The organism is Streptosporangium amethystogenes subsp. fukuiense (genome assembly GCF_042665875.1).
GTDB lineage: Bacteria > Actinomycetota > Actinomycetes > Streptosporangiales > Streptosporangiaceae > Streptosporangium > Streptosporangium fukuiense.
On sequence record NZ_JBHTEE010000001.1, the window covers coordinates 8,935,276 to 8,959,420 of the forward strand.

21 protein-coding genes and 1 pseudogene are annotated in these 24,145 nt (G+C 69.7%); 9 read left to right on the top strand and 13 right to left on the bottom strand.

The features are described 5' to 3' along the window. The first annotated feature begins 474 nt into the window (after positions 1–474). Entirely contained in the window at positions 475–783 is a 309-nt protein-coding gene (locus ACFQVD_RS39685; RefSeq protein ID WP_343972996.1) for a hypothetical protein, read from the top strand. A gap of 194 nt (positions 784–977) precedes the next feature. Here ACFQVD_RS39685 and ACFQVD_RS39690 read toward each other — a convergent pair whose 3' ends face one another. The 3 genes from ACFQVD_RS39690 to ACFQVD_RS39700 form a co-directional block, all read right to left on the bottom strand. After that, complete coding sequence (locus ACFQVD_RS39690; RefSeq protein WP_343972993.1) at positions 978–1,460, bottom strand: hypothetical protein; 483 nt, start codon at positions 1,458–1,460, stop codon at positions 978–980. 124 nt (positions 1,461–1,584) lie between these two features. Beyond that, positions 1,585–2,553 (bottom strand): helix-turn-helix domain-containing protein, encoded by a 969-nt coding sequence (locus ACFQVD_RS39695; RefSeq protein WP_343973292.1) that lies wholly within the window; start codon positions 2,551–2,553, stop codon positions 1,585–1,587. 101 nt (positions 2,554–2,654) lie between these two features. Next, positions 2,655–2,858, bottom strand: a complete 204-nt coding sequence (locus ACFQVD_RS39700) for a hypothetical protein (protein WP_343972990.1) — start codon at positions 2,856–2,858, stop codon at positions 2,655–2,657. Positions 2,859–2,954: 96 nt separating this feature from the next. Between ACFQVD_RS39700 and ACFQVD_RS39705 the strand changes: the two genes are divergently transcribed. The 4 genes from ACFQVD_RS39705 (at position 2,955) to ACFQVD_RS39720 (ending at position 6,527) form a co-directional block, all read left to right on the top strand. Beyond that, entirely contained in the window at positions 2,955–3,590 is a 636-nt protein-coding gene (locus ACFQVD_RS39705) for an NAD(P)-dependent oxidoreductase (protein ID WP_343972987.1), read from the top strand. 536 nt (positions 3,591–4,126) lie between these two features. Further along, on the top strand, positions 4,127–4,885 hold the full coding sequence (locus tag ACFQVD_RS39710) for a TIGR04255 family protein (protein ID WP_343972984.1): 759 nt from the start codon (positions 4,127–4,129) through the stop codon (positions 4,883–4,885). Between the two features lie 19 nt (positions 4,886–4,904). Beyond that, positions 4,905–5,786 carry a hypothetical protein gene (locus ACFQVD_RS39715; protein ID WP_343972981.1) on the top strand — a complete coding sequence of 294 codons (882 nt, stop codon included), beginning with the start codon at positions 4,905–4,907 and terminating at the stop codon, positions 5,784–5,786. A 261-nt stretch (positions 5,787–6,047) separates the two neighbouring features. Continuing rightward, complete coding sequence (locus ACFQVD_RS39720; RefSeq protein WP_343972978.1) at positions 6,048–6,527, top strand: hypothetical protein; 480 nt, start codon at positions 6,048–6,050, stop codon at positions 6,525–6,527. Between the two features lie 69 nt (positions 6,528–6,596). Here ACFQVD_RS39720 and ACFQVD_RS39725 read toward each other — a convergent pair whose 3' ends face one another. Next, on the bottom strand, positions 6,597–7,367 hold the full coding sequence (locus ACFQVD_RS39725; protein ID WP_343972975.1) for an ATP-binding protein: 771 nt from the start codon (positions 7,365–7,367) through the stop codon (positions 6,597–6,599). Between the two features lie 731 nt (positions 7,368–8,098). Here ACFQVD_RS39725 and ACFQVD_RS39730 point away from each other — a divergent pair. Beyond that, positions 8,099–8,920, top strand: coding sequence for a helix-turn-helix domain-containing protein (locus ACFQVD_RS39730; protein WP_343972968.1), 822 nt, complete (start codon positions 8,099–8,101; stop codon positions 8,918–8,920). Further along, on the top strand, positions 8,911–9,123 hold the full coding sequence (locus tag ACFQVD_RS39735) for a DUF397 domain-containing protein (protein WP_343972965.1): 213 nt from the start codon (positions 8,911–8,913) through the stop codon (positions 9,121–9,123). The genes ACFQVD_RS39730 and ACFQVD_RS39735 overlap by 10 nt, the downstream gene beginning before the upstream one ends. Positions 9,124–9,175: 52 nt before the next feature. On the opposite strand, the gene ACFQVD_RS39740 is transcribed toward ACFQVD_RS39735, so the two are convergent. Continuing rightward, positions 9,176–9,376, bottom strand: a complete 201-nt coding sequence (locus ACFQVD_RS39740; RefSeq protein ID WP_343972962.1) for a PIN-like domain-containing protein — start codon at positions 9,374–9,376, stop codon at positions 9,176–9,178. A gap of 298 nt (positions 9,377–9,674) precedes the next feature. On the opposite strand from ACFQVD_RS39740, the pseudogene ACFQVD_RS39745 reads away from it, so the two are divergent. Beyond that, positions 9,675–9,794, top strand: a pseudogene (locus ACFQVD_RS39745) (hypothetical protein); the annotation flags it as partial. Here the strand turns inward: ACFQVD_RS39745 and ACFQVD_RS39750 are convergent. The 3 genes from ACFQVD_RS39750 to ACFQVD_RS39760 all read right to left on the bottom strand — a co-directional run bounded on the left by ACFQVD_RS39750 (position 9,758) and on the right by ACFQVD_RS39760 (position 13,187). Next, positions 9,758–10,864, bottom strand: coding sequence for a glycosyltransferase (locus tag ACFQVD_RS39750; protein WP_343972959.1), 1,107 nt, complete (start codon positions 10,862–10,864; stop codon positions 9,758–9,760). The pseudogene ACFQVD_RS39745 and the gene ACFQVD_RS39750 overlap by 37 nt on opposite strands. Then, positions 10,861–11,865 carry an iron-containing redox enzyme family protein gene (locus tag ACFQVD_RS39755; protein ID WP_343972956.1) on the bottom strand — a complete coding sequence of 335 codons (1,005 nt, stop codon included), beginning with the start codon at positions 11,863–11,865 and terminating at the stop codon, positions 10,861–10,863. Before ACFQVD_RS39755 ends, ACFQVD_RS39750 begins: the two co-directional genes overlap by 4 nt. Positions 11,866–12,080: 215 nt before the next feature. Next, positions 12,081–13,187: a HAMP domain-containing sensor histidine kinase gene (locus ACFQVD_RS39760; protein WP_343972953.1), complete on the bottom strand. Its 1,107-nt coding sequence runs from the start codon at positions 13,185–13,187 to the stop codon at positions 12,081–12,083. A 348-nt stretch (positions 13,188–13,535) separates the two neighbouring features. Here ACFQVD_RS39760 and ACFQVD_RS39765 point away from each other — a divergent pair, with 348 nt between their 5' ends. Beyond that, on the top strand, positions 13,536–14,477 hold the full coding sequence (locus ACFQVD_RS39765) for a DUF5996 family protein (protein ID WP_343972950.1): 942 nt from the start codon (positions 13,536–13,538) through the stop codon (positions 14,475–14,477). A gap of 121 nt (positions 14,478–14,598) precedes the next feature. Here the strand turns inward: ACFQVD_RS39765 and ACFQVD_RS39770 are convergent, their stop codons facing one another. The 5 genes from ACFQVD_RS39770 to ACFQVD_RS39790 form a co-directional block, all read right to left on the bottom strand. Further along, positions 14,599–18,645 carry a S8 family peptidase gene (locus ACFQVD_RS39770; protein WP_343972947.1) on the bottom strand — a complete coding sequence of 1,349 codons (4,047 nt, stop codon included), beginning with the start codon at positions 18,643–18,645 and terminating at the stop codon, positions 14,599–14,601. 156 nt (positions 18,646–18,801) lie between these two features. Beyond that, positions 18,802–18,954: a hypothetical protein gene (locus tag ACFQVD_RS39775; RefSeq protein ID WP_343972944.1), complete on the bottom strand. Its 153-nt coding sequence runs from the start codon at positions 18,952–18,954 to the stop codon at positions 18,802–18,804. A 105-nt stretch (positions 18,955–19,059) separates the two neighbouring features. Further along, the gene (locus ACFQVD_RS39780) at positions 19,060–21,948 is read right to left on the bottom strand and encodes a helix-turn-helix transcriptional regulator (RefSeq protein ID WP_343972941.1); all 2,889 of its coding nucleotides are present in this window, start codon (positions 21,946–21,948) and stop codon (positions 19,060–19,062) included. A gap of 220 nt (positions 21,949–22,168) precedes the next feature. Beyond that, on the bottom strand, positions 22,169–22,681 hold the full coding sequence (locus ACFQVD_RS39785) for a nitroreductase family protein (RefSeq protein WP_386368798.1): 513 nt from the start codon (positions 22,679–22,681) through the stop codon (positions 22,169–22,171). A 39-nt stretch (positions 22,682–22,720) separates the two neighbouring features. After that, positions 22,721–24,079, bottom strand: a complete 1,359-nt coding sequence (locus ACFQVD_RS39790; protein WP_343972936.1) for a xylan 1,4-beta-xylosidase — start codon at positions 24,077–24,079, stop codon at positions 22,721–22,723. Between the last annotated feature and the right edge of the window lie 66 nt (positions 24,080–24,145).

Below are 24,145 nucleotides of genomic sequence, written 5' to 3' on the forward strand. Positions count from 1 at the left end.
TAATTCGACGCGGTTTCCTCTAGGTGGTACGCCCACCAGTTTGACCTAGGCGCCTATGGAAAGTCACCGCCTTCGGTGTTTTCGCGGTTCTCAATCGACGTCAAGTTTCCGGCACAGGATCATGCGGGGTCGCCACCCACCTCTCGGTCGGGTACTCCTGGCGAGCCCGTACATCGGGCCGCGGGGGTCGCCGCCGAGCGGGCGGTGAACGAGCGACGGGAGCGACGTGGCGATGTGCGGGAGGGTCCACCGGCGGAGGCGAAGAATCGCCGTGGGTGGGTACGGCCGGCGCCGGGAGCCGCGTCCGAGGCGGAGGAGCACGGAAGAGGTGCTCACCCGAGGGGGCACCGACCGGCCAGGGTGGCCACGCGAGCCGAGCACATCATGGCGCGTCGGAGAGATCGCCACCGAGGAACAGGCGAGATCATCTGACGTGTTGGCCGATGAAGGACCTGACGACCTGGAGGTTTTCCCATGAGCAGTGAGACCCCGAACATCGGGCGGTACGGCGTCTTCAGCGGGTTGGCCTGGCAGGAGGCGGGGGTGCGGAACTACGTCAACAACTGGCTGCGCGGCGGCTTCACCGAGGACGACCTGGCCGGCGGCGGCAGCGACCGGCTGATCGACGCGCTCTTCGCCTGGGGCGACGAGGAGCGGATCCGGGCGCGGGTCGAGGACTTCCACGCGGCGGGCGCGGACCAGGTGGCGCTGCAGGCCATCACCGAGTCGGGTTTCGACCTGCCCCGCGAGGAATGGCGCCGCCTCGCCGGGATACTGCGCTGAGGCTTCCTCATGCTGTCAGCGTGAGCCCGGCGAGGCGCCCGGTCAGGAGGAACGTCGGCTCGTCGTGGAGGTGGCCGAGCATGCCGGCCACGACGGGAGCAGGTGCCTGGAGGACGAGCCGCCGGACGGCGGCGGACCGGCGATGGGAACGGACGCTCTCCGTCGCCCGGGACCAGTGGTCCGGTATCCGGGGATCACGAGCCCGTCCAGGCCCCGCAGGTGCCGACGTAACCCGTCGGGCCCTTGTTGCAGGCTCGGAAGTGCAGGTCGGAGTACAGGCCGCTGGGAAGAGCACTCGTGCTGAACCCGGTCGTGTGGTCGTCGGCCTCATAGGTGACGAAGACGGTCGCCGAGTAGTTAGTCCACGTACTTCCGGAGTACCGGTACCCCTTGAACTGGAGTGCGCCGCCGTAGTTGTCGTTGTAGCAGTCGCCGTAGTCCGACAGCGACCCGCTCAGATACACGTCGTACGCCTTACGGCCATTGAAGGTGTTGATATAGGTGTAGGTGTAATCGAACGACGCCTGCGTGCAGTCGTTGGCGCTCCTGATCACGAAGTATGTCAGGGCGGAGTGATCGGCGGACGCCGAGGCGGGCACGGCGAGTGCGCCGACGAGGGTCAGTGCGGCGGCCAGCGGGGCGATCCTGCGGGCGAGGCGAGTGCGGAGGATGGGCATGCGAGACTCCGTACGTGGATGGCGAGGTCCGACTGAGATATCGCTTTTCGGTGCAGAGCAAAGTTAGGTCGTCGTGGCGCGCGGGATGTGACCGCCGGCGCACGTTCCTATGGAGATCAGTGCACTACCCGCCGTTGTTCCGCGTGTGCCTGTAGTCACCGGGCGAGACGCCGTAGGCGGAGCGGAAGAGGCGGCTGAAGTGAGTGCGGTCGCCGAACCCCCAGCGGGCGGCGATCATGTGCAGGGGCAGGCCGTCGAGCCGAGGGTCCGTCAGATCGCGGCGGCAGCGTTCCAGCCGGGCCTGGCGGATATGGGCCCTGACGGTGGGGCCACCGCGTGCCTGGAACAGCCGATGCAGGTAGCGCAGGCTGATGTGGTGCGCCGCGGCGATGACCTCCGGGCTCAGCTCCGGGTCCGAGAGCCGCAGCTCGATGAAGTGGTCGATGCGCTGGAGCAGGACCTGCAGGTGGGTCTCGGGGGTGAGCGCGTCGGACGCGTCCAGGCGGTGGGCGAGGGTGGCCGCCACCAGGTCGAGGGTGATGCCGGACAGGGCGGTCTCGTCCGCTCCGGTGTAGCCGTCCGTGTCCCTCATCAGCTGGGACAGGTGGGCGGCCAGCACCGCGCCGATGCCCCTCCGGGTGCAGATCGGCACCGCGGCGAGCCGATCGACGCTGTCGGCGGCCAGGCCCGGCAGGGCACGCGGGAACTGCACGACCAGTGACCGCGCCGGCTCTTCCTGCGAAGATCGCCATCCCTGGCTGGGGTGGGAGGTGCCGCAGAAGGCGAACTCCCCGGCGCGGTAGAGGGTGGAGCGACCTCGGTAGGTGAGGCCGGCCGAGCCGTTCAGGTTGAGATCGAGCAGATACATCTCCGGATCGTTCTCGCGGATCAACTTGAGAGTTCGGGCCACCTGGAGTGAGGGGTAGGAGAGCAGCGACACCTGGACCTCGCCCAGTCGCCACACGCGCATCGTGGCCGCGAAGTCGTCCTCGTGTTCGCTGCGGCCCCAGGCGCGCACGTGCGTCCGAGTGGCCATCTCGAACCAGCAGGGGAAACGGTCCCTGGCCGGCAGGTCGTGGGTGTGGAAGGTCATCGCACTCAATGGCTTCTTCTTCCGGCCGTGCCGCCGTTCCCCGCGGCCTCGGGGGAGACACGTCAGAGTATCGACTTCCCGCTGGAGACCCGGTGGAATCATCATGGCGGTGTATGGTCGCGGGCCGTCGACTCGTTCCTGTTCGCGGTGATGCCGCGCAGGGGGACCCGCGGCTCGGGGAAGCGCCGAGGCCCGTGTTCGAGACAGCGGACGATCATCCCTGCCCACGTGCCGCCGGACCGGATCGGTGCGAGCGCGGACGGGCGGAGCCCGTCGAACATGCCGGGAGCCGGCGGTTCGCTCACCGGCGCCACGGTATCCCCGTGGTAACCACCGCTCCGGATAGCGTCCGGGTCGGCGGCCGGAACTTGGGATCCGGCCCTGACGACGGGAGTGTTCCGATGAGTGAGATCGTGATTTTCGGGGCCGGCGGCCGGGCCGGACGTGCGGCCGTGGCCGAGGCGCGCGGGCGTGGCCACCAGGTCACCGCCGTCGTCCGCGACCCGGCCGTCCACGGAGACCTCGCGGCCGAGGGCGTACGGGTCGTCGCGGGCGATGTCACCGACACGTCCGCCATCGCCAAGATCGCCGCGGGTCACGACGGTGCGATCAGTGCCGCCTGCGACATGGGCGCCGACCCGCATGACTTCTTCACCGGCTCGGCGCGGGCCCTGGTCGACGGTCTGGGACAGGCCGGAGTGGGGCGGCTGGTGGTGGTCGGGCTGGCCTCCGCCCTGGAGACCGCCTCCGGGGTGAAGCTGATGGACACCCCCGGCTATCCCCAGGAGTACCGATCGTTCTACCTGGGACACGCCGCCGGGACGGAGGCGTTGCGCGCGGCCGAGACCACTCTCGACTGGCTGGTCGTCAGCCCGGCCGGCGACTTCGACCACGGCGGTACGCGCACCGGCCGGTACCGGACGGCCCCGGCGGACGCGGCCAGCCGCATCTCCTACGCCGACCTCGCGATCGCGCTGCTCGACGAGATCGACACCCCGAAGCACCGCCGCACGCATCTCGGCGTCGAGGAGGGCTGAGGGAGGTGGGCTGCCCGGCTTCCGGAAACCGGAGGCCGGGGAGTCCGGGCATGAACGACCTGTCCGGCGGGGGCTGTCGCGATCAGGCGCCCGGTGCCGGAGAGGTCGTAGCGTCGCTGCCGGTCGGCAGGGAGCAGAACGGAGCCGGGGTAACTCCGGTCACGAAAGGGTGTGCCGTCGTCGAGCGAGACGGTCGATGCGACCGATCTCCGCACGGCCGTGCAGGACCGTGAACTGCGGTGACGCCGTGAAAACGGTGGTGAGCTCCATGAAGTGGCGGTGCCCGAACGCCTTTAGGGAGCGCTCATCCCCTCGGGAATGTCGATGAACTCCCGAAGCAACGGCGGCCGGCTCGGCATCGTCATGGCCTTCGCTTGTTTACCTGTGGAAGGGGATTTCTTGAACTCCTCGAAATAGCCCTGAGGGAACGGCAAGGGAACGATCTCTCGGATGTTCATGGTCTACCGGGCCGCATTGATGGAACATCGGGAGGGGTGTGATGTAGGGTGTGATGTACAGCTGCTCAGGAGGAGCCGATGTTCGACTTCCTGCCTTTCGCCGAGGTCGTGCGCCTAAGCGGTGCACCGCTCAGGCAGGTCATCGCGCAGGTGCGTTTTGGCGGCCAGAGCATGCTCGGGACCTATGAGGGTGCCGCGGTGGTTCACGAGGCACTCGCCGATCACTACCCGCGTTTTCTGACGGAGCAGCAGCAGGTCGTCACGATGACGGCGACGGGAGCCTCCAGTGAGTTGCTTCCCCAGTATCGACTGACCGACCTGGACGGTGCCTGGTCCATCGTGATCGGCCGGGAGCATCTCACTCTGGAGACGACCCGCTATGCGACCTGGACATCGTTCAGGCAGAGGTTGGAAGCCGCGCTCACCGCCGTTGAGGACATCACAAATATTCGCGTTCGAGAACGTGTTGGTCTTCGCTATATCAATCATATCGAACCGGACGACCATGGACTTTTCTCTCAAAAGGTGCAGCCTGAACTACTTGGGCCGGCTGTTGACATGGGCTGGAGGCGGCACCTCAATACGATGATCAGCCAGGTAATCGCCGAAGACGGAGAAATGCAACTTTTGCTCCGTTATGGGCTTGCGGCCGACCCGTCGAACCTCTCGGCTCCCTACCTGATTGATGTAGACTGCGCCAAAGTTCAACCGCGCACATTCTCACTTCGGGAAACGCTGAATGATTTCGACGCGCTCAATGATGTGAGTTACCGTTGCTTCTGCTGGTGTGTTCCCGAGGCGTACCGAAAGCAGCTCGCCTCTGCCGTAGACGACTGAGCAACCCAGGGAGGGCACGGTGGCCAATGCCGCGCCCGGCCTCGCCGACCGGGGAACATCGCCGTTCACGGCGGGGACCGGATACGAACCCGATCCGATCGCCCAGCGCCTGTCCCAGGTCTTCCTCACCGGCACTGGTGCGTGCGAGCTGGGGGACACCTCCGTCAGGCTTGTCGTGCGCGGCACTATCGAGGCCGCCAACGCGACGCTGCTGAGCGCACTCATGAACGTGGTGATGGCGCATGCCCGATCCGGTCATGCCGCCCGGTTGCCCGAGGCGTTGTCCTCGTGGGCCGCACTCCTCGGCCAGTTGGATGACCTGAGGCTCGTCGCGGCCGGTGAGGTGCTGGAGCTTGAGGAGATCCGGGCGACCACCACAACGGCTGCCACGGCGCAGACACCCGATTTTCCCCAAGTCACACGCTCTCCCGAGCGGGAGCCGGCACTCCTGGCGCGTGAGGTCCGGGAGATGAGCGGTCTGGGAGCCAGGCTGCTCGGGGCCGCTCTCGGCGTGACCCGGGAACAGTACTCCCGCTGGGCGAACGGCCACCCCATCAGCGACGTCCGTCTCGGGCAGTTGCGATTTCTGCACACCCTCGTCCGTGACCTGGTTCGGCGTCTCGGGCCGGACGGTGCTCGCGCCTGGTTGCACACACCGCTCAACGGGGCGAGGACACCGGTCGATCTGCTCACGAGTCGACGGTTCGATCTCCTGCACCGCGCGATCGTGGCGGTAGAGGATCCACGCCCTGTCGCGGAGGGCGTGTTCGTGGCGCTGGCCGTCGCGGACGAAACAGAACTCCCCGGCGACGACGTCGATGACGACGACGAACCGTGGAGCCCCTACAGCCTTCCCGAGGTGGCGGACATGAGGGAAAGGGACGCTGACCAGACACCATGACCACACCTCCCCCCTCGGTCGACGATGCGGAGTGGCTGGAGCCCGAACACCTGTACCACCAGGTCGGTTCCGCATGCGAGATCGACCGGCCTGTCTTCCAGGGCGATGTTTACCACGGTGTCCCCCTGCCGGTCATGCCCTCCACTCCGCCGGAGCCCGGCAAGGTCCTCGTGGATTTCGTCGAGTCCATGGTGGCTCGTCCCTCACCCGTGCCAGTGCTACCACGGAGACAAGCTGCGTCCTCGCCTCACGGTCGCACCCGTGACGGAGGTGCCGCACTACGACAACTTCGGCCCCGAGCGCGCGGGCGCGATGGACAAGTTCGCGCTTCCCGACCTTCCCGTGCTGCTCGGCGGGAAGGAGACCGTCGCATCGCACGTCGCTGATTTCGGACGCCTGGTCAGTATCCCCAACAGATACCTCCACACCTCCCGGCGGATGGCCTGCCTCAGTCACCTGGGGCTCGGCCTGCTCGCCAAGCGTCTTCTCCGGTTCCAGATTCGGATGCCCAGCACTCTCGCCAACACGACGGCCTACACCTTCAGGCAGTGGAACGAGTCATTCGTGATGCAGGCCTGGATACGGTCGAACGGCGGTTCTCTCAAGGGATTCAGTGACTGGCTGAGGACGCCTCAGGTCATCCCAGCCCTCGACCCGGTACACCCGGTCGTACCGGGTGACTACCTCGACGGTGCCCTGGACGTGCTGATCGAGGAGATCAGCGGAAAACGTCCTGAGTGACCCCGACGCTCCGGACGCCTGCGCGGATGTGCTGATCAGCTTCTGAAGTTCAGGACGATGCCCGGGTGGTCACGGTTCGACGGGAAGACGCCAGCGGGCCCAGACGGTTTTGCCGGGGCGGTTGGGGAGGGGGGTGACGCCGGTGTCGTGGGCGATGGCCCTGACGATGGCGAGCCCGCGGCCGTGCAGGGACTCGGGATCCAGGGTGAGATGACGCGGCTGTCTGGTGCCCCGGTCGGTGACCTGGACCTGGAACTCGTCAGGACTCGCCCACAGGGAGAGCCTGACCACGGGCTCGCCGTGGACGATCGCGTTGGCGAGCAGCTCACCGACCACCAGGGCGACGTCGTCGACGAGGTGGTGCAACGCCCAGGCGGCGAGGGTCTCACTCACCATGGCGCGGGCCTTGCCGACGATCGGCAGGTCGTGCGGCAGGTCCCAGTAGACGGCGCGCGGGTCGTCCGGGGGGTGTGGGTGGCCCCCAGTCTGGGAGGGGTTCAGGGGGTGGGGGTCGTGCGGGGGGTGCGGTGTGTCAGGGGTCTCGGGCATGGCCCCTCCTTGGGGTGGCGGTGTGGTGTCCTCGGCCTCGTGCGTCAGGGCGCGTAGTTCGTCGGGGGTGCGGGCCCGCACGATCAGGGGTTCGGGGGTGGGCCAGCCGGCGACAGCGTGGAAGTGCCGGGTGCCGGGGCCGTACCAGACGGTCCAGGCGGGCTCGATCTGGTCGAGCTGCTCGGCGGCGGCCCGTTCGGCTAGGTCCCAGGCCTGGGAGTCGACCTGCTCGGTGACGGCCCCGCGCCGATGCCGCCCGCCCTGCCGGGGGTGGGGGACGCGTTCGTTCATGTCGTCGCCCCCTGCCGGTACGGGGTGTGCTTGCCGGAGGGGGGACGGGGACCCGGCGGCCGTCCTCGCCGGTACGGCACGGCGGCCGTGGCCACGGGCGGCTCCGGCCGCAGGTGTCGGCCGGGGGAGGGGGCGGGGAGCTGCTCGGGGGAGAGCAGTGGGGGGTGTTCGGAGGACTGCTGGGAAGGTGGCATTGGGGGGTGCTGCGGGAAAACCGGGGAGTGCCTGGGGAAAGTCGCCGGCGGTCGGCCGGGGCGAGCGGTGGGGGGTGGCGGGACGAGGAGGCGGCGGGGGTGGTCATCCGGGCGTGGACCTGGGCGGAGGTGGGCTGCTCCCAGTGGTGGTGGGCGTGGTGTGGCAGGCTGGCGGCCTCGTGCGCGTACGGGGGATGACCGCACCAGCGACAGCCGAGCGGCATCGGTGGCCGGTCGGCATGCCAACGGACCCTGATGGGCCGGGGGTTTCCTCGCATGTTCCGGCACCTCGGCGTCTTTTCCCGCTTCCTTTTCTGGACATAGCCAACTATTTTGGCGACGGGTTTGGTGGGGCCTTTCGTTGCATGTGGTAAGTGGGCTTATCCGATGGGTTTCTCGCGCCTTTCGTTCCCTTCGCAGGGTGCCCTCGACCGGCTACGTTGGGTATCGAAACTCCCCGCACATCACCGGGACACTTTGTAGTGGACTGTGTTTTTCTGTGTTGCCGGAGTAGCGCCCCCACAGGACGGAGCTGAAATGTTCGTTTTCCAGGAACCCGATCCTGCTGTGAAGCCTCTGGTCCTTTTGGGGACCGAGCTTCGCAAACACCGAAAAAGAACAGGTATCTCTATAGAGCGCCTGGCGGAGGTCATCCAGTTCAGTGCGAGCCTGATCGGCTTCATCGAGCGAGGGCAGCGCAGGGCCGGCCGGAACTTCATGGAGCGCTACGACGAGGCCATGGACGCGGGCGGGGAGCTCGTCCGACTCTGGGAAAACCTCACCCGCGCGGCGAGCCCCCGGTGGTTCCGGGGCTGGCTGGACATCGAACAGGAGGCGCATTCCCTACATACCTGGGAACCGCTCGTCGTTCCAGGCCTGCTGCAGACCGAGGAATACGCGCGGGCGGTTATCCGCGGCGAGCCCGGCATAACCGACAGGCAAATCGAGAAGGCTGTTACGGCTCGAATGGAGCGTCAGGAGATCTTCAGGCGCGCCACTCCACCGCTGTTCCGCGCGGTACTGGACGAAGGCGTTCTACATCGCCTGGTCGGCAGTAAGGAAGTCATGCGTCGGCAACTCGAACGCCTCGTGGAGGCGGTAGAGTCCCCGCGAATCGGCATCCAGATCATCCCCTCGATGCTGGGGGTGATGACGGGAATCCTCGGTAGCTTCGTGATCGCGCAGCTTTCAGGGAGTCCGGATACGGCGTATATCCAGTCCGCAATCCATGGGCACGTGACAAACCGCTCAGAAGATGTCGAAGCTATCCATAGCAGATATGACGCCTTGCGAGCCGAGGCGCAACCTCAGCACATGTCCATCGAGTTGATCAGAGAGGCGGAGAAACTGTGGACCTGAGCGATGAGCTGAAGACCGCAACCTGGCGTAAGGCCACCAAGAGCGGATCCGATCAGGGCAACTGCCTGGAGGTGGCTCCGTTGTCGGGTGGTCGGGTGGGCCTGCGGGACACCGAGGCGCCGGGGCGGGCGCCGTTCGTGGTGAGTGCGAGCGTCTGGGACGCCTTCGTGGACGGGGCCAAGAAGGGCGAGTTCGACTTCTGACTCCGCCTCCGGAAACGAGAGAAGCCCTCGGCCACTTGGCCGAGGGCTTCCATCATTTCTCGGTGTAGAGCATGGTCTTCGCGTGCTTGGTACGGATGCGTTTGTCGCGAGTGATCACTACCAGGTTCCTGGTCGCCACCCGAGGGATCCATTCGTCGTCCAGCGCGCCGAGGGGCACTTCGGGAATGAGCCGGTGGTTGGTGTGGATGACGTCCCGGCGTAGGAGCGCCAGGGCTCGGCCAACACCGGACATCCGATTTGCGGTTTATCGGAGTAAAAGACGAGGTGTTCCTGGCGTCCTGACTCACGTGATCCGGGGCGTCATCAAGCACTCCGGCAGAAGAAGACGCTGAGAATCTCCTCCTCCGCTTTCACCTGCTGGTTGACATGCCGGCCGGCATGTGGGGTCGGGCCTTCGCGTCGGCGATGTTGGATGTTGACCGTCAGTGGTCGCCGCGGAGGAGGTGACGCCTCGGTTCGGGGTGCCCGGCATGCGTGCGCTGGGGCGGCGGCCTGCGTTTCCGGAGGGAGACAGCGGGCAGCACCCTGACATGCCCAAAACGGATAATTCGGTTACGGTGACTCTCTGTGAGGATGGGCCGCTGTTGATCCGAGGGGGGTTCACGCTGATGACTCAGGACGGGGCCGTCATCGACCCGGGCCGGGCGACGGTGGCGCTGTGCCGCTGCGGGCGTTCGGCGGCCAAGCCGTTCTGTGACGGCTCGCACAAGCGGGTCGGTTTCCGGGCGGCGAGCGAGCCCGACGCGGTGGCCTGAGCGCGCGCCCTGAGCCGGCGGGAGGAGTGCGCGGCGGTCCGCATCCGATGTCCGGCGTAGGGGACCCCGCCGCGAAACAGGCGGGCCGCCAGTGCCAGCCAGCTGCACACGGCCCTCTCCAGCAGCCACACCGGGGCGAACAGTGCGGCGGTGAAGGGGAAGACCCGCCGCCCGCCGCCCCTGCGGCGGCCGATCTCGGCCAGTCCCACCGCCAGCCCGGCCGATACGGCGGCACCGGCCAGAACCGTCCGGGAACGCCGGCGTGGCAACCCGGCGGCCAGGACGGGGACGACGGCGAGGAAGAACGCCATGCGGGCCGGTTGGGCCAGGTCGTCGTAGGCCTGCCGGACGCGCTGGGACCAGAACCGGTGCGGCTCCGGCGGCAGACGGCGGACGTAGAGGTCCAGGGGGCGACACTCGCGACCGCCGTGGGCGCGGATCGTGCGGATGAGTTCCAGGTTTTCGAACAACACGTTCCCGTCGTAGCCGCCCATCTTCAGGAAGGTGGAGCGGCGTACGCCGAACGTGCCGGGGTAGTCGGCGCCGAGGCCGCGGTTGAGCAGGGTCCGGGCGGTGTCCCAGCGGGCGTGCCAGGGCAGGGGGGCGAAGTAGTTCTGCGGCCGGACCAGGTCGGCTCCCTCCAGCAGGGTGTCCAGCCTGGACAGTTCGGCCTCGCCGTAGCGGACGTCGTCGTCGGCGATGACCACGTGTTCGGCGTCGGCCCGGCGCATCCCGGTGATCACGCCGTTGACCTTGCCGTTGGCGAAGCCGAGATCCTCGTCGGGCCGCAGGTGCCACACCAGGCCGTTCCACCGGCGGGCGTGCCGGTCGAACAGGGCGGCCGGGGAGCCGTCGACGACGATGACGCGGACGCTGCGGCCGAGCCGGCGCAGGTAGGCGGTCAGCTCCTCCAGGCCGGAGTCGTCGTCCCAGCGCAACGGCAGTACGTAGGCCAGGTCCATCATCGGCTCCCCACCGTCAGGCCCGCCTCACGCAGGGAGGAGGCGCCGCGCCGCCAGTTGTCCATGACGTGCTCGGCGAAGAGCCGCTCCAGGGTGAGGGCGCAGGCGGTCCCGTACAGGACGTCGCCGGCGCGTGCGGGGTACTGCCGCACGAACCCGCCGCACATGTCGTGCGCGGCGATCTGCTCGTGGACGGCGTCGGCCTGCACGTGTTCGTCGTAGAAACGCCTCGCCTCCTCGTCCCCGCCCAGTCTCCGCAGGCCCATGGAGTAGCGGCGGTTGGGGATCGAGGAGGTCATCTCGAACGCCGTCAGGTGGCCCAGCAGCGCTCCGAGGTGCCGCCGATGGAGTCCGAACAGCGACATGGCGTTGGAGACGGCCAGCGTGATCGCCGGGACCCGGTCCAGGTAGGCGCCGTAGGAGTCGTCCATGCCCAGGCGGCGCATGGTGGTGCGGAACAGCTCCGAGTGCATCCGCCCGGCGTGCCCGCCGCCGTACTCGTCCGCCTGGATCTCGACCAGGGCCGCCTTGGGGCCACCGTGCAGCCGGGGGATCGCCCAGGTGTGCGGGTCGGCCTCCTTGAGATGGTAGATCGACCGGTGCGCGACGAACTCGCGGAACTGCGCGAGGTCGGCCTCGTGCTGCAGGAAGCCCGACAGGTCGGGCCCGGTGGCGGCGGCCGTCAGCTCGGCCAGGGCCCGGCGGATGGACGCCGAGAAGGTGGGAACAGGGCGCGGCACCGACCGCGCGAGACCGTCCTCGAACCGCCGCTCCAGCGCCCCTCTGACCGCCAGCAGCGACGGCTCCCACTCCCACTCCTCGTCCACCTCCGCGAAGCCGCGATAGTGCAGCTCGTAACAGGCGAAAAGCGCGAGCTGGAGATCCTCGTCCTCCAGGGCCGGTGTCCTGGAGGGCACCGGTGGCGGGCCGAACTCATGAGGCGGGCACGCCAGTCGCTCGAAGAGAAGCGCGGTGAGGGGGCCTCGAGGCGCGGGCAGTTGCATCCTGGTCTCCCGAAGCGACGATGGATCAATGAAGAACCGGTGAATGGTTCAGTTGAACAAATTGCATCTCCTTTGTGGTAATAGCACTCTCTTTGGGCTATAAGTTGGATTTTTAAATGTTCCCTCATCTGCAGAGAACTAACGCGGCCGCGCGGCGGGTTCGCGCCATGCGCCGGGCGGAGCCGATTGTCTCAGGCGGTGGCCGGCGGGCAGGATCACACCGATCTCGTCTCACCGGTTTCACCCGGCGGGTCGATGGCGGGCAGCCGGAGCACGAAGCGGGCACCACCGGCTGCGGAGTCCTCGACATGGATGGTGCCGCCGTGCGCGTGGGCGATCTCGCGCGTGATCGCCAGACCGAGCCCGGCACCGCGCGGGTCGACACGGCGCGACTTCTCGGAGCGGGCGAAGCGCTCGAAGATGTGCTCCCGCTCGACGGGCGGGACGCCGTCGCCGTCGTCTTCGACGGTCATCTCGGCGATGTCGCTGTCGCGCCGGACTCCGACCGTGATCGATTCCTTGACGTGCCGCTGCCCGTTGTCCAGCAGATTTGTGAGGATCCGGGAGATCTGGGGTTCCACGCCGTTGACGAACACACCGGATTCAAGCCGAAGCCCGGCCGGAACGCGGTCGTGCCGCCGGGCGACGTGCTGCCTCACCACTGCCGCCATGTCCAACGGCCGGCACGCCGCCGACTCGCCACCCTGTTCCGCCCGAGACAGCGTCAGGAGATCATCGATGATCGATTCAAGGTGGTCGACCTCGCGTAACACCCGGCGGAGCAGGTCGTCCAGATCGATCTGCCCGCCGTGCAGCCGTGCCCCCTCGATCTGCACGCGAAGGGCGGTAAGCGGGCTGCGCAGCTCATGTGAGACGTCGGAGGCGAACCGGTGCGCCTTCCAGCCGCGCTCAAGGGCACTGTTGATGCCGCGGGCGAGCCGGTTGATCTCCTGCCGACCCGGGAAGTCCGGGATCCGGCCCTCCGGATGACCCTCGTTGATCTCGTCGAGGCGGTCGCAGATCCTCCTCACCGGGCGCAGCGTGGCCATGACGATGCCGCGCATCCTCCAGCCGGCGAGTGCCATCGGCATGATCGTCTGGGCCGCGAAAAGGATACCGAGCAGGCCTGGGACGACAGGCCCGGAGACGCGCCGCGCCCTGTGGCGGGCGGGGAAGTCTGGAGCGGAGCGCACCCGCGCGGCCTCCGGTGAGACGGGAGCAACGCCTCCCGGCACCGGTACCGGTGCCGCCGGGATGGTGACGAGAATGGCGAGCCGCACGCAGGTCGACTGTGCGGGCAGCGGCACGCGCAGGCCGGACATACTCGTGGCCGGTACCCCCGATAAAAGGGCGTACTCACTGCTATAAAAGGATTTGCATACTCTTTATAAAAGATTTCCTATATGACTTTTTGTTGGACACTGCGCGGTATGCGGTGGTCACCTCGGACAGCCCGGAGAGGCGGCCCCCAGGGGCCGGCCCGGGGACCAGGTCATCCGGTGGCAGGTGGCCCGAGGGGATCGCGGGCCTGCCGCGAGGCGCGGGCGCCGGGCGCCATGAGTCGCCCTCGCCCTCGCTCCGGAGTGTTCCCGGCGCGGCCCCGGTGAAGATCTTGCTGTCCGTGGTGCCGGCCGGGTCTTTGGCGCGCACGCTGCGGGAATGGTGGCGTCATGGAGCTGTTCGCCCCGATGCCGCTGGACGAGTGGCGGGACACCAAGGCCACGTTGCACCGGTTCTGCCAGGTGGTGGGCAAGATCCGGCTCGCCGCCGAGGTCCGGCGCAACCACTGGTGGAACGTGCCGTTCCACCTCACCGGCCGGGGGCTCACCACCCGCCCGATGGGACAGGCGGACGGCAACCCGATCTTCACCATCGACTTCGACTTCGTCGGCCACCAGCTGCTCGTCACCGAGCTGGACGGCCGGGCGGTCTCCTTCCCGCTCTACGGCCAGTCGGTGGCGTCCTTCTACCAGAAGGTCATGCTGGCGCTGGCGGAGCTGGACGTGCAGGTGGACCTGGACCGGCCGTGGCCGTTCGACCTGCCCGACTCCGGGCGGCCGTTCGTCGAGGACACCGAGCACGCGGCCTACGACCCCGTCATGGCCAATCGTTACTGGCAGGTGCTGAGCCAGGTGAACCTGGTGCTGGAGGAGTTCTCCTCGGGCTTCTCGGGGAAGATCAGCCCGGTGCATCACTTCTGGCACACCTTCGACCTCGCCTGCAGCCGCTTCTCCGAACGCCGGGTCGACCAGCCGCCCTCGGTCGACCCCGTGACGCGGGAGGCCTATTCGCGGGAGGTGATCAGCTCCGGCTTCTGGTTCGGCGACGACGTCTTTCCCGAGCCCGCTTTCTACTCGTACACCGCCCCCGAGCCCGAAGGGCTGGAGAACGAGCCGCTGAGGCCCGAGGCCGCGGAGTGGATCGAGCAGCGCGGCGGCCACCTGGCCGTGCTGCGCTACGACGACGCCCGATCGGCGGCCGACCCCCGCGTCGCGGCACTGGCCTTCTACGAGAGCGCCTACCAGGCCGGAGCCCGGCGTGCCGGTTGGGACATCGCCCGGCTCGCCTGCCCCGGCGGGATCACCGACCCGCAGCTGAGGACCGGCCCATGACCGGGGCGACCGTCGGATCGGGTGTCCGCCGGCCTTACCGGCGGCGAACCGGGGGAAACCCCGGATCACGCTGAGTGACCCGGGGTTCCCGCTCGGTGTGGTCGTGTGGTCGTCCGGTGGCCTAACCGCGGAGATCGAAGGCGCGGACGGTGGTCTGCTTGATGGTGTTGCCCGCCTTGTCCCAGGCCTCGACCCTGAGGGTGACGGCGCCCTTGGTGTGCTTGAGGGCGGGGTAGCGGGTGGTGGCGGTGTAGGTCCCGTCCTTGCCGCGCTTGACGGAGACGGGGGTGTAGGTGGCGCCGTCGTCGGTGCTGGCCCACAGCTTCAGGCCGGTGATGTCAGGCATCTTCGAGGGGGACGGGGAGTGGTAGGGGGAGACGGTGAAGGTGTGCGTACGGTCGGCGCGGACGCTGTTGGCGGCGTCCAGGGTGTCGCCGAGGTCGTAGCCGACGAACACGACCGGGGCGGGCCTGCAGGGCTCCGCCGTGCCGTACAGCACTTCCAGGGAGCAGAAGGATCCGGGCAGTCGCTCGGCCTTGACCGGGGTGGTGAAGGTCCATTCGGTGTCGTTCCGGTCGTTCTTGGCGGTCAGCCGGTAGCTGCCGGGACTGTCCGGCAGGCTGAAGAGCGGCATGAAGTCGGTGCCGCCGACGGGGGTGCGCGGAATCTCCTTTCCGTTCTGGTAGAGGCGGACGTCGAAGCCGGGCTTGGACAGGTCGGTCGTCGGCCAGTAGTCGCCGTTGTACTTCCTGGTGCCCGGCGAGCCGTAGCTGGGCTCGAACTCCGCCCACAGGCTGTCGCCCTGGACGCAGATCATGCACCGGAAGAACGAGCCGATGTTCGCGCCCGGCCTGGCGAGCCTGTAGACCTTGTCGGAGCCGGTCGCGGCGCCGGGCGTGAACGGGGTGGTCATCCAGGACTGCCGGGTGCGGACCGGCTTGTCGAACACCTCCAGGGCCCACTGCGGGACCCGGTCGTCCATCGGCGCGCCGCGCATCTCCTCCATGCCGTGCGACCAGAGGACCCCGGAGTCGAGCGGTCCGACCCAGTCGCGGCGTTCCCGCAGGGTGAGCCGGGGGCCGCCCCACCCGGAGACGGACGTCGACATCGGCATGACGTCGTCGGGCTTCTGCGCGTACCGCCAGTCGTTGTAGCGCGCGTGGGCGACGATGTGGGGGTTCAGGTCGATCCGGGCCAGGTCGCGCTCGGCGAAGGTGTAGTGCAGCGAGCGGGGCACCCGGCCCTCCTCGTAGGGGGCGAAGGTGTAGGTGTAGGGCGACTCCTCGGTGCCGGTCACCCGGACGGTGACCGGCTTGCCGCCGGTGAGCCGCTCGCGCAGGCCGAGCGCCTCACGGGAGGGCAGGGACACGGTGGGGAGACCGATGGGCTTGGCCTCTCCGGTGTACGGGGTCTGCGTGAAGCTCAGCGGGATCGCGCAGCCGGTCCCGGGCTGCGGGAAGTGCGCTATCGCGGCCGCGCCGGCATCGCGGATCGGGCCGATCCGCTCGATCTGGACTCCGCACATGGGTCCGGACAGACCCGCTGACATCGGCGCCTCCACAAGGACGAGCTTGCCGCGCAGGTCGCGGCCCGCGATGTCCTCGGGCCTGCCCTCGCCGACGTCGACGACCTCCAGCTCACGGGTGCCGGTGAACGGCCGGAAGTCGGGGAAGCCGTCGTACTGCTCGTGCACCCCGTAGGTGTTGACGCCGTGCAGCGCGGAGGCCGGGTGCAGGGTGAGCCCGCCCCGCCCGCGCACGCTCATCTCGACCTCGGGCCTGCCGAGGGTGAAGCGGGTGTGGAAGCGGAAGGCGCCCTTGGTGACCTTCTCCGTGGGCAGGGCCCACAGCCGGGACCAGGTGCGGCCGGGCCAGGTGAATCCCATGTAGGCACCGCCGTTGGCCACGGTCCGCTGGTAGGCCACGTAGGGAACGTTGCTCAACGGTTCGGCCGGCTGCGGGGTGGTGAAACGGACCTCGGTCAGCTTCCGGGCGTCGAGCGTGATCTCGGTGTCCCCGGTGACGGTGAGCTCGGGCACGGACAGGAGCGCCAGGTTGTCCCGTTCGTCGTCGCCGACCCAGGTCAGCACCTGCGTCACGCTGACGACGCCCTGCGGGACGCGGGTGACCGTGGTCCCCTCGGAGGTCAGGGCGACACCGCCGAGGACGCCCTTGCCGCCGGACACGTCGATGGTGTCCTGGGCCAAGGGGGTGCGGGGCTTGCCGTCCCTGCCCAGGGTGTGGACGGTCAGCGTGACCTTGGGCGCCTCACGCACCACGCCCACCGGGATGCGCAGCTGGACGCCGTCGGCGGTCGCGGTGACGGCGCCGGTGTAGTTGTCCAGGCCGGCCAGGGTCTTGGGGTCGACGGTGGCGGTGGTGGTGGCGGTGCCCGCGGCGGGCACGGTGAGGGTCGTCCCGGCGAGGGTCAGCGCGCCCTCGACCGCGCCGCCGTCCGACTTGTTCAGGACGGGGGTGAGGGTCAGGGTGACCGGCCGGCTGCCCAGGTTGGTGTAGGTCAGCTCCCGCGTCACGGGTTCGGCGTCGCTCTCGATGGCGCCGAAGTCGGCCCCGGGGGTGACGGCGAAGACCTGCTGGGTGTACGCCCTGGCCACGTCGACCCGGCCGGCGCCCTGCTTGAACACGCTGAGCGCGTCGTCCTTGGCGGTCGACATGAGCGCGGCCTTGATCTGCGGGCCCGTCCAGTCCGGGTGCAGCTGCGCCATGATCGCGGCGGCTCCGGCGACGTGCGGGGTGGCCATCGAGGTGCCGTTCGCGGCCGTGTAGTGCTCGTTGACCGGGCTGCCCATCGTGGTGCCCGCGGCGCGTGCCGCGGCGATGGCCACGCCCGGGGCGGCGACGTCCGGCTTGAGGCCGCCGCCGACGCGCGGTCCCTGGCTGGAGAAGGTGGCCCACGCGTCGCTCTTGTCCACGGCGGCCACGGTCAGCGCGGCGTCGGCCGTGCCGGGGGCGGAGACCGTCTCGGCGCCCGACGCGCCGGAGTTGCCCGCGGCGATCACGAACAGCGCGCCGGTGGAGGCGCTCAGCGTGTTGACCGCCTGGCTCATCGGGTCGGTCCCGTCGGTGGGACCGCTGCCGAGGCTCATGCTGATCACCTTGGCACCGGAGGCCGCGGCCCACTCCATGCCCTCGATGGCCTGGGAGTCGGAGCCGGAGCCCGTGTCGTCCAGCACCTTGCCGACGATCAGCTGGGCGCCTGGCGCGACGCCCTTGTACCTGCCGTCGGCCGCCGCGCCGGAGCCGGCGATGGTGGAGGCGACGTGCGTGCCGTGGCCGTGGCCGTCCTGCACCTCCTGGCCGGGGATGAAGGACCTGCTGTCGGCGATCCGGTCGGCCAGGTCGGGGTGCTTGGCGTCGATGCCGGTGTCCAGCACGGCGACCTTCACACCGGCGCCGTCGTGCCCGCCGGCCCACGCCTGCGGCGCGCCGATCATCGGGACGCTCTCGGCGAGGTCGGCCTTGACCTTGCGGTCCAGCCACACCTTGGCGATGTCGCCGCGCAGCGTGTCCGGTACGTTGGCCGGCCCGGCGAGCCCGTTCGCGCCCTTCTTCTCCGGTACGGCCCGTACCGCGTTCCAGAACGCGCCCGCCTCGGCCTTGGTGACCTGGAGCGCCGAGGCGTTGACGCTCTCCAGGGTGAGCACCGGCTCGCTGGCCGGGATGGCCTTGGCGGCCGAGGCGACGGCCTTGGCGGTGTGCTGCGGCGGGTACTGCACGATGACGGGCAGCTGCTTGGTCTTGTCGTCGGTGTAGCCGTTCTCGGCCAGGTAGGTGACGTTGAACAGCTCCCGGTCCAGGCGGCCGGCGTTGATGGCGGGCAGGGCGTCGCTGGGGGTGACGTACACGCCCTTCGGGGTGGCCAGCGTGGACAGCTGGGCGTTGGTGCCGTCGGGGCGGACGCTCGGCTCGGGGCGCACGGCGTACCTGCCGCCGCCGGCGTCGCTCAACCTCACCCTGTCCCCGGTGACCAGGGTGACCGTGCGGTCACCCTGGCCCAGTCCGGTCAGCGCGATCGGGTCGGGGGCCGGCTCCGTCGCCGGGGTGGCCGGTGCGGGCTCCTGTTCCTGGGCGAGGGCGGCCGTGCCCGGCGCCACCAGGGTGCCCAGCACCATGACCGAGGCCGCCAGGAGCGATCCTCCGCGCGCCACCTTCCGTCTCGTGCCGGTTCGAGCGGGGATTCGAGCAGTGATTCGAGCGGTGGTTCGAGTGGGGGGAGGGCCGGGGTCGCCGCCCGGCGGGGGCTGGTCGGGGGACATGTGTGCAGACATGCGGAACTGCCCTTTCGGGGGGTGGGGCTGGAGAGGTCAGAGGGGTTCGAACCCTTCGGGGGTGTCGTCGGGGAGTTCGGCGGCCGCCTCATCCGGCGGGGCGGCGGGGGATACCCGCCCTTCCTGGTCCGCGTCGGCCTCGGGGGCGGCATCGGCCGGGCGGCCATCCGTGGAGTCGGTTTCGGACATGCCGTTAGCGTCGCCTGCGCGGCACGTCGGGACTATGGGTAGGGCCCCCCATTCGGAGGGCCGTAATGGGGTGCGGTACTACGGGGGTGGGCGGTGCCGTACGGCTCAGCGACCGTCGCGGTCGCCGCCCAGGTGCATCCCGAGGGCGGCGCGGGAGCGGAGTCCGAGCTTGCGCAGCGCGGCGCTGAGGTGCTTCTCCACCGTTCTGGGGGACACGAAAAGCTGCTGGCCGATTTCCCGGTTGGTCAGTCCGGCGGCGGCCATTTCGGCGATCTCCCGTTCCCGGGGAGACAGCCCGTCGCCGTAACCCTGCGGGCCACCTGGGTATCGCCCCTTCACCGCCACCCCGTACTTGCGGGCCAGTTGCGCGGCACGGTCCAGATCCCACCGGGCGCCCAACGCCTGAAACGTCGTGATCGCCGCGCGTAGCGGCTCCTCGGCCCGCGTGTCCGCGGCGGCGAACAGGCAACCGGCCGCCTGTTCACGGGCCTGGGCCGCCTCGTACAAGGCGCCCAGCCGGGCGTAGGCGGATCCGGCCGCCAGGAACCGCTCCGCGGCGGCCGTAGGGCCGGCCGCCAGATGCCCGCGCGCGTGCGCCAGCGCGGCCGGAGCCAGTGGAGCGTCCAGGCCGTCGAGTCGCGCCGAGAGCCGGGTGATCAGATCGGCGGCCTCGTCGTGCCTGCCCACGCCGGCCATCGCCTCGGCCAGCGCGGGCACCGCCCGTACCGCCAGCGGCCAGAGCCCCTTGGTCTCCCACACGGTGACCGCCGCGCCGGTCACCGCGAGCGCCGCCTCGGCCTCGCCGCGTGCGCTGGACAGCCGGAGGAATCCGGTCACCGACAGCGGGAGCAGCTCGTAGCCGCCCAGGTCGACGGTGCGCCGGACGACATCGTGCAGGTCGCGCCGGGCGACGTCGAGGTCGCCGTGCGCGAGCGCCAGGCAGGCCGCGACCGTCTCGGCGGTGATCCTGTCGAACGGGCGGCCGCCGTACTCGTCGAGAAGCAGCGCGGTCTCCTGGGCCAGCCCGGTCCACGTGCCCCGGCAGTAGGCCAGCACCAGAGCGACCAGCCGGCAGCGGGCCAGCGGCTCCCGGGAGGATTCCGCACCGGCCGCCTGCGACGCGGCGGTCAGGAGTTGGTCGGCGAGTTCGAAATACCCGGTGCAACACGCGCTCTCCGCGATGGACCGGTAGGCGTTCACCTCCTGGCGATGCCGCGGCCGGCCGCCGGTCCGCCGGCGGACGTCGTCGGTCAGCGCGGCCCAGCGCCGGTCGCCGAATCCGCTCAGCGAGGTCGCGACCTTGCCGAGCACGAAGACCTCCTCGACCGGATCGCCTATCGCGGGCACCACTTCCAGGGCCCGGTCCAGCCACACGGTGTGCTCGGCCAGCGGCACGGCCGCGTCCATCGGCCTGCCGAGGGCCGCCATCACCCACGCCGCGAGTTCGGGCCGGTCCCCAAGGTCGTCGACCGCCGCGATGAAGGCGCGCCGCTGCGCGCCGGGGGCGTCGCCGAGCCGCTCCTGCAGCAGGCCGATCAGGAAGTGCAGCTGCCCGCGCAACGGCCCCGGCTGCTCGGACTCCAGGGCCTCCGACAGCAGGTCGATCACCTCCGGGGGACGCAGCACCTGGCCGGCGGCCCAGCCCAGCCGCACCGCCAGGTGTCCCCGGCGTTCGGGCTCCAGCGGGGCGTTCCGCAGCACGTCCTCCAGAATCCGCACGGCCTCGGCGTCGTCGCCCAGCTCCGACGCCTGGTCGGCGGCCTGCTCCGCGGCGTCCACCCACTCCCGCAGCAGACCGGCCTGGCGCAGATGGTGAGCCTCCTGCCCCAGCGGCACCGGCTTCACCGAGCGTACGGCGGCCGCCGCCCGGGTGTGCAGGTCCTGCCGCCGCCCCAGGGGGACTCCCCCGTACACCGCCTGTGCGGCCAGTACGTGCCGGAAGGCCACCGTCCCGTCCTGCTCGGCCAGCAGCCCCGAGACCAGCAGCTCATCCAGCCCGGCCACGGTCTCGGCCCGGGACAGCCCGCCCACCTGGGCCAGCACCGCCACCTGTACCGGCACCTGCAGCACCGCCGCGGCTTCGGCCACCCCGCGCGCCGCCGCGGACAGTCGGCCCACCCGCTCGCGCACCGAGTCACGGACCCCCGGCGGCACGTCCAGCTCCGCCAGCGCCTTACGCGCCCATCGCCCGCCGCGCAGCTGGATCAGCGCACCTCGTTCCCGCAGCAATGCCAGCAGTTCCTGTACCGCCAGCGGCAGGCCCGACGACAGCTCGTGCAGGTGCGCCCCGAAGTCGGGGGTGACGTTCTTCGCGTCCAGGATCGACGCCGCGAGCACGCCGGTCTGTTCGGCGTCCAGGGCCTCCAGCACGACATGGTGGTGGAAGACCGAGTCCGGGAGACGGCCCGTGGCCTCCCTGACCCCGGCTCCGACCTCCTCACCCCGATAGACGAGCACCACCGACATCCGGTCCGGCAGGGCCGCCAGCAGGTAGGCGAGGAACTCGACCGTCTGCTCGTCGGCCCAGTGCAGGTCCTCCATCACCAGCACCAGCGGTCCCAGCGCGCTCAGCACCTCTCTGAGACCGCGGAACAGCCGGTGGCGTTCGGCCGCCCGGTCGTCCAGCGGTTCCAGGGGAGGCGGCAGCACTCCCGTCAGCTCCGGCAGCAACCCTCGCAGAGCACCCGTGACCGGCGACAGCTCGGCCCGCGCCAGCAGCTCGCCTGTGCCGCGTAGCGCCTCCACCACCGGCCCCAGGGGAAACGGCTCCCGGATCCGCCGGGCGCCCCCGACGAGGAACAGGCGACCCGCCGCATCAGGGTGGGCCGCCATCTCCGTCACCAGCCGGGTCTTACCGATGCCGGCCTCTCCCTCCAGCACCACCACGGCGGGCGGACGGCTCATCGCGGTCACCAGCCGCCGTAACTGGTCCTCACGTCCCACGAGAACCGGAGAGATCACCCGTCCCGCGGCCGTACCCCCGTCCAGCGTCATCCGGCACGCCTCCACTCACCCGGCCCACTCCACAACGGCCACTCGGACTCCAAGCCCTGAACCGTTACGATCCGGATCATTCAAACAGCAAGCCCCCGCCGCCACTACCGCCCCTCCTGCCGACACCGCCTGCGGCCGCCTCTCCGAACGCCGGGCCGACCGGCCCGCTACGAGAGCACCTGTCAGGCCGGGAACCGGTCCCTGAGCGGCGGCACGCCGCTCAGGGACCGATCCAGCGGACCAGGTCGTCCAGCGGCAGGCGGCCCGAGGGGATCGCTGACCTGCCGCGAGGCGCGGGTGCGGGGTAGCCGAGGGAGATGGCGGTCCTGACCCGCCACGGAGCCTCGACGCCGACCATCCGGCCGGCCCGCTCGGCGTTGGAGGCGGGAAAGAACGAGGCCGGGCAGCTTCCCAGGCCGAGGTCGTGCGCGGCGAGCATGAGGTTCTGCGCGGCCCGGCCCGCGTCGAACTCCGCGTCCTCGCCGCCCGTGCCGTGGTCCACCGCGAGCAGGACGACCACGGGAGCGGCGGCCAGGTGAGCCGCGTAGCCTCCCAGCAGGCTCAACCTCCGCTGCAGGCCGTGCTCCCTGACCACGACGAACCTCCACGGCTGGCGGTTGCGCGCCGAGCCGGTCCACCGAGCCGCCTCCAGCACCCGCACGAGGTCGCCCGTCGGCACCGGTGTGCCGGCGAACCACCGGGTGGCCCGCAGTGGCCCGCCCCTCTGCCCCACGCCCATCTCCCCGATCCCTGCTCCGGCGACGTCCTGAGGCTAGCGGTCACTCCACTTGATCTCGTAGGGCTGGAGGGCGAACGACTTTCCGTCCACGGTCGTGGTGATCTTCGCGTCGGTGGTGTTGACCATCAACAGCCGCCGCGGCTGTGCGAGCACCCGGACCTTGGGGTCGGAGGAGGTGACGTGCTCCAGTTCGGCTCCGGCGGGGAACCAGGTGGTGAAGTCGGCCACCAGCTTGCCGGTCGGGAGCTCGGCACCGGTCCGCGGGTCCCACATGCACCCCTGGCAGGTGCCCTCCTTGGCCTGTGGATTCCAGTACAGCGCGGTGGCGGCGCCGCTCTCGGCGAACTCGATCATCGAGGCGGCCTGGACGGCGAGCCGCATCGGCTCCGGCCAGACGGTGTCGTCCTCGGGGACGAAGTACCACTCCGACCACCAGACCGGCAGGTCGCCGGTCTTGTCGCGCAGCCAGGTGGTGACCGCGCCGAACTTGCTCAGCGCTCCGAACGCGTCGGGCAGCAACTCGTGGGCGTCGGTCAGCGAGGCGCCGTCGACCACGATGAAGTCGGCGCCCTTCTTGTTCTTGAACCAGTAGTTGAAGGCGTCCAGGGCGTTCTGGTTGACGACTCCCCAGCTGCCGCGCAGCTCGGACTCGCCGGTCCTGTTGCTGTCGAAGCCGAGGTAGGGGCCGCCGATCTTGGCGTCGGGCCGGACCGCCTTCACCGCGTCGTAGACCTTGTTGTAGAGGTCGGTGTAGCCCTTGAAGTCCGCGGGCTTGGAGTGGTCCTTCCAGAAGCCCTTGAACTCGTTCCAGACCATGAAGTACTCGACGTCGCGGTACTTCGCGGCGACGGTCGCCGACAGCTTGGCGAAGTCGTCGAAATGCTTGGGGTAGGGGGCGTCCTCCAGGTGTTCGTCCCAGGCCGAGTCCTCGGTCGGGCCCTCGGGGCCGCCCTTCATCCAGTCAGGGGCGCAGCAGAGCGTGATGATCTGTGTGCCGCCGGACCGCCTCATGAGGTTCGTCCGGCTGTCGAGGTCCTCCCAGTAGAACTCCTGCGGGCGCGGTTGGGGGTTGAGCGCCCCGAACCCCATGATGTGCTGGTTCTGCAGCATCGGGGTCCGGGCGAGTGTCCGGCTCACCTCCTGCTCGAACTGCGGGGTGACGTTGTTGGCGCTGACCCCCGTGTGGGTGAACCCCCAGCGAGGCCACGCCGGGTCCACCGCCGGCGCTTTCTGGATCTTGCCGCTGGGCGCCGTGGTCGGGGGATCGGACGCCGCCGTCGAGGGGGCGTCGGCCTGTCGCGTGGCGGTGACCGCCTGGTCCGGGGTGCTGCCGAAGGAACAACTCGCCGCCATCATCGCCGTCGCGATGACTCCCGCGGCTGAGGCGACCACCCGCCCAGGCCGCCACCATGTCGATCCCTCAGTACTCGATGACACCTGATCCCCACTCGATCTTCG

Bases quoted from the DNA above. Each gene is read 5' to 3' on its own strand.
- ACFQVD_RS39685 (WP_343972996.1), top strand. From the start codon at position 475: ATGAGCAGTGAGACCCCGAACATCGGGCGGTACGGCGTCTTCAGCGGG.
- ACFQVD_RS39690 (WP_343972993.1), bottom strand. From the start codon at position 1,460: ATGCCCATCCTCCGCACTCGCCTCGCCCGCAGGATCGCCCCGCTGGCC.
- ACFQVD_RS39695 (WP_343973292.1), bottom strand. From the start codon at position 2,553: ATGACCTTCCACACCCACGACCTGCCGGCCAGGGACCGTTTCCCCTGC.
- ACFQVD_RS39705 (WP_343972987.1), top strand. From the start codon at position 2,955: ATGAGTGAGATCGTGATTTTCGGGGCCGGCGGCCGGGCCGGACGTGCG.
- ACFQVD_RS39710 (WP_343972984.1), top strand. From the start codon at position 4,127: ATGTTCGACTTCCTGCCTTTCGCCGAGGTCGTGCGCCTAAGCGGTGCA.
- ACFQVD_RS39725 (WP_343972975.1), bottom strand. From the start codon at position 7,367: ATGAACGAACGCGTCCCCCACCCCCGGCAGGGCGGGCGGCATCGGCGC.
- ACFQVD_RS39730 (WP_343972968.1), top strand. From the start codon at position 8,099: ATGTTCGTTTTCCAGGAACCCGATCCTGCTGTGAAGCCTCTGGTCCTT.
- ACFQVD_RS39740 (WP_343972962.1), bottom strand. From the start codon at position 9,376: ATGTCCGGTGTTGGCCGAGCCCTGGCGCTCCTACGCCGGGACGTCATC.
- ACFQVD_RS39750 (WP_343972959.1), bottom strand. From the start codon at position 10,864: ATGATGGACCTGGCCTACGTACTGCCGTTGCGCTGGGACGACGACTCC.
- ACFQVD_RS39755 (WP_343972956.1), bottom strand. From the start codon at position 11,865: ATGCAACTGCCCGCGCCTCGAGGCCCCCTCACCGCGCTTCTCTTCGAG.
- ACFQVD_RS39760 (WP_343972953.1), bottom strand. From the start codon at position 13,187: ATGTCCGGCCTGCGCGTGCCGCTGCCCGCACAGTCGACCTGCGTGCGG.
- ACFQVD_RS39765 (WP_343972950.1), top strand. From the start codon at position 13,536: ATGGAGCTGTTCGCCCCGATGCCGCTGGACGAGTGGCGGGACACCAAG.
- ACFQVD_RS39775 (WP_343972944.1), bottom strand. From the start codon at position 18,954: ATGTCCGAAACCGACTCCACGGATGGCCGCCCGGCCGATGCCGCCCCC.
- ACFQVD_RS39780 (WP_343972941.1), bottom strand. From the start codon at position 21,948: ATGACGCTGGACGGGGGTACGGCCGCGGGACGGGTGATCTCTCCGGTT.